General features: G+C 43.6%; 6 protein-coding genes and 3 pseudogenes. 6 read left to right on the forward strand and 3 right to left on the reverse strand.

The window, feature by feature from the left end; all coding sequences use genetic code 11:
* Nucleotides 1-33: 33 nt before the first annotated feature.
* From HEN33_RS05380 to HEN33_RS05390, 3 pseudogenes are all read right to left on the reverse strand, one after another.
* Nucleotides 34-171, reverse strand: a pseudogene (locus tag HEN33_RS05380) (helix-turn-helix domain-containing protein); the annotation flags it as partial.
* A gap of 85 nt (nucleotides 172-256) precedes the next feature.
* Nucleotides 257-403, reverse strand: a pseudogene (locus HEN33_RS05385) (IS481 family transposase); the annotation flags it as partial.
* Nucleotides 404-492: 89 nt separating this feature from the next.
* Nucleotides 493-663: pseudogene (locus HEN33_RS05390) on the reverse strand (alpha/beta hydrolase); the annotation flags it as partial.
* 457 nt (nucleotides 664-1,120) lie between these two features.
* Between HEN33_RS05390 and fimA the strand changes: the two are divergent.
* From fimA to HEN33_RS05420, 6 genes are all read left to right on the forward strand, one after another.
* Nucleotides 1,121-1,684 (forward strand): type 1 fimbrial major subunit FimA, encoded by a 564-nt coding sequence (gene fimA, locus HEN33_RS05395; RefSeq protein ID WP_024218640.1) that lies wholly within the window; start codon nucleotides 1,121-1,123, stop codon nucleotides 1,682-1,684.
* 360 nt (nucleotides 1,685-2,044) lie between these two features.
* Nucleotides 2,045-2,755: a fimbria/pilus periplasmic chaperone gene (locus HEN33_RS05400; RefSeq protein WP_176263031.1), complete on the forward strand. Its 711-nt coding sequence runs from the start codon at nucleotides 2,045-2,047 to the stop codon at nucleotides 2,753-2,755.
* A 43-nt stretch (nucleotides 2,756-2,798) separates the two neighbouring features.
* Nucleotides 2,799-5,450, forward strand: a complete 2,652-nt coding sequence (locus HEN33_RS05405) for a fimbria/pilus outer membrane usher protein (RefSeq protein ID WP_176263032.1) — start codon at nucleotides 2,799-2,801, stop codon at nucleotides 5,448-5,450.
* 13 nt (nucleotides 5,451-5,463) lie between these two features.
* Nucleotides 5,464-5,994, forward strand: coding sequence for a fimbrial protein (locus tag HEN33_RS05410; protein WP_176263033.1), 531 nt, complete (start codon nucleotides 5,464-5,466; stop codon nucleotides 5,992-5,994).
* A gap of 12 nt (nucleotides 5,995-6,006) precedes the next feature.
* Nucleotides 6,007-6,510, forward strand: coding sequence for a fimbrial protein (locus HEN33_RS05415; RefSeq protein ID WP_032184240.1), 504 nt, complete (start codon nucleotides 6,007-6,009; stop codon nucleotides 6,508-6,510).
* A gap of 58 nt (nucleotides 6,511-6,568) precedes the next feature.
* Complete coding sequence (locus HEN33_RS05420; RefSeq protein WP_183083418.1) at nucleotides 6,569-7,459, forward strand: fimbrial protein; 891 nt, start codon at nucleotides 6,569-6,571, stop codon at nucleotides 7,457-7,459.
* Nucleotides 7,460-7,511: the final 52 nt, after the last annotated feature.

Genomic DNA, 7,511 nt, shown 5'->3' on the forward strand with positions numbered 1-7,511 from the left:
CCTGCATGGCTATAGCATGGAAAGCGGAAGAAAAAGCGCAATGAGGTCGTAGGACGAACGGTTCGGGGAAGGCTGAAAAGTACGTATCTGGTCCTGAAGACCGGATAAACCTTCATCGGTCCAACGTTTAAGCCACTTGTAGCTAGTGGCAGGAGAAATGCCGTAGTGACGGACCCTGTAAATAATTCTGTGTAACTGCCCACGATTAAAGGTGGCCGCTCAGGCGGTCACCGTATTCGATAATAAATTGTGTGATTCATAGACATCGTTTCAATTTTCTCAGCTCAAGTTCAAGCTGGTTATTCTGTTCCTGTATATGCTCCTCATTGGGCTGATAGTTTGCGTGAACGGCATCAGAGTATGGCGTTTTCTTAGCAAGTTCAAAGTAGCCCGCCATCGGAGTTATCAGCCACCCACAGCTGGTCAGGATGTTCTGCCACGAACTGACGATTCACACAGTCGCCTGCGGCAACGACTTTCCTGCTGACTGTAAACAGAACGACGGTCGGCGGTGAAATAACGGTCTTTGCCCTCACCTACGCCATGGCCCAGCGCCCGGCTCATGTCGTACATCACGTTAGTAGCCATCGCTTTCACGCGGGCATCCATTGCGGCGTCGTTCAAAACCATACCTCCCCAGCCGCAAATACCGGGTAACCTGATACTTCAACAATAAGATTGGTGCGTGGATGATAGATTGCCAAATAATAATCCATCAAGAAATAATGACAACAAAAAAACATCAAGCAACCCTAATGTTATTTGGTCATATAAAACATTAATAAGTCTTGACCTTTCCTGACATTTTCCTTATTCGCAATAATATTCTGTTTAGACGTTGTTTATAAACATCATGCATAATGAAATCGTCATGTTATTTGGCGATATAAAAAAGTCTTTGAAAATACTCTCTACAACAAGTGCAGTTATAAGCTTGTTGTGACTGAGCGTCCTTGTGATTTAAAGATATTATCGTTCTTCATCAGATGTAATAACTCAGGAAATTATATTTTCAGGGTGACATGCCAATCAAGAATGATTCTTTTTTATAAGCAATAACCGAATGACTGAATTGTTATATTTCTTTATTCAGCTGCTTAAATATAAACTTTGGAGAATTATGAAACTCAAACATGTCGGAATGATTGTCGTTTCTGTGTTGGCGATGTCTTCGGCTGCGGTTAACGCAGCCGAAGGTGATGAGTCAGTTGCGACCACCGTAAATGGCGGTGTTATTCATTTTAAAGGTGAAGTGGTAAATGCCGCTTGTGCGATTGACTCAGAATCAATGAACCAAACGGTTGAGCTGGGTCAGGTCCGTTCTTCTCGCCTGGCTAAAGCGGGTGACCTCAGTAGCGCTGTAGGCTTCAATATCAAGCTGAATGATTGTGATACCAATGTTTCCAGTAATGCGGCTGTTGCATTCCTTGGGACTACTGTCACCAGTAATGACGATACGCTGGCGCTTCAGAGTTCAGCGGCAGGCTCTGCCCAGAATGTCGGTATCCAAATTTTGGACCGTACGGGGGAGGTATTAATACTGGATGGGGCAACTTTTAGCGCTAAAACTGACTTGATTGATGGCACGAATATACTGCCATTCCAGGCTCGTTATATTGCCCTCGGGCAGTCAGTGGCGGGTACTGCAAATGCAGATGCGACCTTCAAAGTCCAATACCTTTAATTCAGTATTTAGGTGGCTATACGTCATCTGAAATTGAAACAGGGTGTGTGTGGCATGGCTACTCACACCCGAAAAATTCATCAATGTTTATCTCATTATTACAAAGGGATGACTTATATTTTGGAACGATATGAAAAAATCATAGAGTATCTAAACGATTAATAAACAAGGCAGTTAAAATTACTGTGATTTTAAAAATCACTCTGAAGACAATTTTTTATTTCAATAGAGAACCAAGTTTTATTACCAGCGCATTAAGTCTGGAAACCCGGCCATCCGCCATAGCATTAGCAATATTTACCATTTTCTGATGTGACGGTTTCCCCCGCTTAGCCTATCAACACATGGAGAACACATCAGATGCAGACGACTCGTACGCCCTACTCTGTTTCTTTTATGGCGACAGTATTACTTTCATTGGTCTTTCTTTGCCATAGTACCATTGCCAATGCAGCGGTAGCTCTAGGTGCAACTCGTGTAATCTTTCCAGCAAATCAGAAACAGGTTTTATTGCCTGTCACGAATAATGATCCTGCCAGTGTCTATCTTATTCAGTCATGGATAGAAAATGCGGGTGACCAAAAAGATACCCAGTTTGTCATTACCCCACCGCTTTTTTCGATGCAAGGCAAAAAAGAGAATACGCTGCGGATTATCAACGCCACTAATCATCAGTTACCGGGCGACCGGGAAAGCCTGTTTTGGGTAAATGTCAAAGCTATTCCTGCTATGGAAAAAGATCAGAAAAATGCAAATACATTACAGCTCGCAATTATTAGCCGCATAAAAATGTTCTATCGCCCAACGAATTTGGCAATAGCACCTGACCAAGCTCCGGAAATGCTTCGTTTCCGCCGCAGTGGTAGCAAACTGACACTTATTAATCCGACCCCCTACTTCATTACCGTAACGAATATGAAAGCAGGAAATAGCGATCTCCCAAACACCATGGTGCCTCCAAAAGGTGAGATTTCTGTGGATATCCCTCATGGTGCATCCGGGGATATCAGCTTTCAGACGATCAATGATTACGGTGCATTAACACCGCGTATTAAGGCAACCATGCAGTAACAACTGACCTAATTAATAAGCATAAACTCAATCGGAACTAATAATGACAGCCTTTCGTGCCGCATTTAAGGCATATCGTATGCATCATGTGTTACTACTGCCTCGCTTTGCACGGCTTACCTTTGCCCTTGGCTTAGCTACAGCGGTTTTTCCCGTAGAAGCAGAGTATTATTTTAATCCACGGTTTTTAAGCAATGATCTTGCTGAGTCTGTTGATTTATCTGCCTTTGCTAAGGGACGCGAGGCACCACCTGGTACATATCGGGTCGATATTTATTTGAACGACGAATTTATGACCACTCGGGATGTTACTTTTGTTGCAGATGATAATAACGCAGATCTCACCCCATGTCTGAGTACAGACCTTCTTGTCAGTCTTGGCATAAAAAAATCAGCGTTATTAGCCAATAAGGACCATTTGGCAGGAAAAAATGTGCCTGATAACAACGCATGTACACCACTTCAAGATCGTTTGGCCGACGCATCTACTGAGTTTGATGTTGGTCAGCAACATCTGTCGCTCTCCGTTCCACAGATTTATGTCGGCAGAATGGCCCGTGGTTATGTCTCTCCTGACCTGTGGGAAGAAGGAATAAACGCAGGCCTACTGAACTATAGTTTTAATGGTAATTCTATCAACAATCGTAGTAACCATAACGCCAGCAAAACCAACTATGCATATCTGAATTTGCAGAGTGGCATCAACATTGGCAGTTGGCGACTACGTGATAACTCAACGTGGAGTTATAACAGTGGGAGTAACAACCCATCTGACAGCAATAAATGGCAACATATCAATACGTCTGCTGAACGTGACATTATTCCCTTGCGCTCACGGTTAACGGTGGGTGATAGTTATACCGATGGCGATATTTTTGAAAGTGTGAACTTTCGTGGCCTTAAAATAAACTCAACGGAAGCGATGTTGCCCGATAGCCAACATGGTTTTGCTCCGGTGATTCATGGTATAGCCCGTGGCACAGCCCAAGTCAGTGTTAAACAGAACGGATACGATGTTTATCAGACTACGGTCCCTCCCGGCCCTTTTACTATTGATGATATTAACTCTGCGGCTAATGGCGGTGATCTGCAAGTTACGATAAAAGAGGCAGACGGCAGTATTCAGACTTTATATGTCCCTTATTCATCTGTCCCGGTTCTCCAACGTGTTGGTTATACGCGTTATGCACTTGCCTTGGGAGAATATCGTAGTGGAAATAACCTGCAAAGCTCCCCAAAATTCATTCAGGGCAACGTAATGCATGGTCTGGAGGGAAACTGGACACCTTATGGCGGGATGCAAATTGCAGAAGATTATCAAGCTTTCAACGTGGGTATTGGTAAAGATCTTGGCCTTTTAGGTGCCTTTTCTGTCGATATCACGCAAGCCAATACGACACTTGCGGATGATACTCGTCACAGCGGACAATCGGTAAAATCTGTTTACAGTAAATCTTTCTATCAGACGGGAACGAATATCCAGGTCGCAGGATATCGATATTCTACGCAAGGATTTTATAACTTATCTGACAGTGCATACAGTCGAATGAGTGGTTACACCGTCAAGCCTCCGACCGTAGACACCAATGAACAGATACAATTTATTGATTATTTTAATCTGTACTATAGTAAGCGTGGTCAGGAACAAATAAGTATTTCCCAGCAGCTTGGAAATTACGGTACGACCTTTTTCAGTGCCAGTCGCCAAAGTTACTGGAACACGTCACGCAGCGATCAGCAAATATCATTCGGGTTAAATGTACCGTTTGGCGATATTACGACTTCGCTGAATTACAGCTATTCCAGTAATATATGGCAAAACGATCGGGATCATTTACTCGCTTTTACACTTAATGTTCCCTTCAGTCATTGGATGCGTACAGACAGTCAGTCGGCATTTCGTAATTCAAACGCTAGTTATAGCATGTCAAACGATTTGAAAGGCGGTATGACCAATCTATCTGGGGTTTATGGCACACTGCTGCCGGATAATAACCTGAATTATAGTGTTCAGGTCGGTAATACCCGCGGAGGTAATGCATCATCTGGCACCAGTGGTTACAGTTCTCTTAATTATCGAGGGGCTTACGGTAATACTAATGTCGGTTACAGTCGGAGTGGTGACAGCAACCAGTTTTACTACGGAATGAGTGGTGGAATTATTGCTCATGCTGATGGTGTCACCTTTGGACAGCCGATGGGTGACACTATGGTTCTGGTTAAGGCTCCTGGCGCGGAGAATGTTAAAATAGAGAACCAGACAGGAATACATACAGACTGGCGTGGCTATGCAATATTACCATTTGCGACAGAATATAGAGAAAATCGTGTCGCTCTTAACGCTAATTCCCTTGCCGATAATGTTGAACTGGATGAAACCGTGGTCACGGTCATCCCTACTCATGGTGCTATTGCCAGAGCAACATTTAATGCACAAATCGGCGGTAAAGTATTAATGACTCTGAAATACGGCAATAAACCCGTTCCATTCGGTGCAATTGTGACTCACGGTGACAATAACAATGGCAGCATTGTTGCTGAAAATGGTCAGGTCTATCTGACAGGACTTCCACAATCAGGAAAATTACAGGTTTCATGGGGCAACAATGCAAACGCTAAATGTATTGTTAATTACAAGCTTCCTGAAGTCTCTCCTGGGAACTTACTGAGTCAGCAAACAGCAGTCTGTCGCTAAGGAACACTAGATTATGAAACACAATAGCATTATTTTCCTCGGTTTATGTCTGGGGTTAACCACCTATTCTGCTTTATCTGCAGGTAGCGTTATTAAAATTAGCGGGCGCGTCCTGGATTATGGCTGCACAGTTTCATCTGATTCGCTTAATTTTACCGTAGACCTACAAAAACACAGTGCCAGGCAATTCCCAACGACTGGAAGCACAAGTCCAACCGTTCCTTTCCAGATTACGTTAAGTGAATGTAGCAAAGGGACTACGGGGGTTCGGGTTGCATTTAGCGGGATAGAGGATTTAGAAAATAATACTCTGCTGAAACTGGATGAAGGAAGCAATTCTGCTTCCGGTTTGGGTATTGAAATTCTGGACGGAAATATGCGCCCAGTAAAAATAAATGACCTTCATACCGGAATGCAGTGGATCCCTCTGACTCCTGATCAGGATAATATTTTGCCTTACTCGGCCCGTTTGAAGTCAACACAAAAGTCCGTCAATCCAGGACTGGTTAGCGCTTCGGCAACATTTACCCTTGAATTTCAATAATCAGAGTCAGATATGAATAGAACTTTCCAAAGACTTCTGTTGGCTACGCTCTGTGCGCTATTTTCAGCAACTCTTCAGGCCGCTGATGTCACTATCACTGTTAATGGTCGGGTAGTTGCTAAACCCTGCACTATTCAAACCAAAGAGGCTAGCGTTAATCTCGGGGATCTTTATACACGCAATCTGCAACAACCAGGTTCTGCATCTGGCTGGCACAATATTACTTTATCATTAACCGATTGTCCGATTGAAACAAGTGCAGTGACGGCAATCGTAACAGGTTCAACTGACAATACGGGTTATTACAAAAATGAAGGTAGTGCCGAAAATATTCAAATAGAGCTGAGGGATGATCAGGAGGCGACGTTAAAAAGTGGCGATAGCAAAACGGTTATTGTTGATGAGATCACACGTAATGCACAGTTTCCACTTAAGGCAAGAGCTATCACGGTGAATGGAAACGCAAGCCAGGGAACGATCGAGGCGCTAATCAATGTGATCTATACCTGGCAATAACATCGATTCGATTTTATAAGCCTCTTTTTTAAATCAATTTTTAACCTAAGGATTTATCATGGGAAAAAAAATTAGTATAAATGTCCTGTTCAGTATTTATTTTCTTTTGATGGCAGGTAAAGTCTTCGCCTTCAGTTGTAATGTTGATGGTGGGTCAAGTATTGGCGCAGGTACAACTTCTGTGTATGTTAATCTCGATCCTGTCATTCAACCAGGTCAGAATCTGGTTGTAGATTTGTCTCAGCATATAAGTTGCTGGAATGATTACGGCGGCTGGTACGACACAGATCATATTAACTTAGTACAAGGCTCAGCTTTCGCAGGCTCCCTACAGTCATATAAAGGATCGCTGTACTGGAATAATGTGACCTACCCCTTTCCGTTGACGACAAATACCAACGTGCTGGATATTGGTGATAAGACACCGATGCCCTTACCGTTAAAACTCTATATTACCCCTGTCGGGGCGGCCGGTGGCGTTGTTATAAACGCGGGAGAAGTTATTGCTCGCATTCATATGTATAAAATTGCAACGTTAGGAAGTGGAAATCCGCGTAACTTTACATGGAATATTATTTCAAATAACAGTGTTGTTATGCCAACGGGCGGCTGTACCGTTGATAGTCGTAATGTCACAGTGAGTCTCCCGGACTTTCCTGGAAGCGCAGAAATACCCTTGGGCGTATATTGCTCAAGTGAGCAAAAGCTCTCATTTTATCTTTCGGGCGCTACCACTGACAGTGCCCGACAAGTGTTTGCTAATACAGCACCTGACGCAACAAAAGCATCAGGAGTCGGTGTCTCCCTGATGCGTAATGGAAAAATACTGGCTACGGGAGAAAATGTCTCCCTGGGAACTGTAAATAAAAGCAAAGTACCCCTGGGCTTAAGTGCAACTTATGGACAGACAGGAAGCAAGGTCGCAGCTGGAGCAGTACAGTCAGTCTGAACCGCCCCGGTTTTCCTGGAGAGTGTTTTATCTGTGAACTCAGGCTGCCAGA

It is taken from the genome of Escherichia sp. 94.0001 (assembly GCF_013369155.2).
Classification (GTDB): Bacteria; Pseudomonadota; Gammaproteobacteria; order Enterobacterales; family Enterobacteriaceae; genus Escherichia; species Escherichia coli_F.

What these genes read in the sequence shown, in the direction of transcription:
- HEN33_RS05415 (WP_032184240.1), top strand. Translation starts at nt 6,007, where the DNA reads ATGAATAGAACTTTCCAAAGACTTCTGTTGGCTACGCTCTGTGCGCTA.
- HEN33_RS05400 (WP_176263031.1), top strand. Translation starts at nt 2,045, where the DNA reads ATGCAGACGACTCGTACGCCCTACTCTGTTTCTTTTATGGCGACAGTA.
- HEN33_RS05405 (WP_176263032.1), top strand. Translation starts at nt 2,799, where the DNA reads ATGACAGCCTTTCGTGCCGCATTTAAGGCATATCGTATGCATCATGTG.
- fimA (WP_024218640.1), top strand. Translation starts at nt 1,121, where the DNA reads ATGAAACTCAAACATGTCGGAATGATTGTCGTTTCTGTGTTGGCGATG.
- HEN33_RS05410 (WP_176263033.1), top strand. Translation starts at nt 5,464, where the DNA reads ATGAAACACAATAGCATTATTTTCCTCGGTTTATGTCTGGGGTTAACC.
- HEN33_RS05420 (WP_183083418.1), top strand. Translation starts at nt 6,569, where the DNA reads ATGGGAAAAAAAATTAGTATAAATGTCCTGTTCAGTATTTATTTTCTT.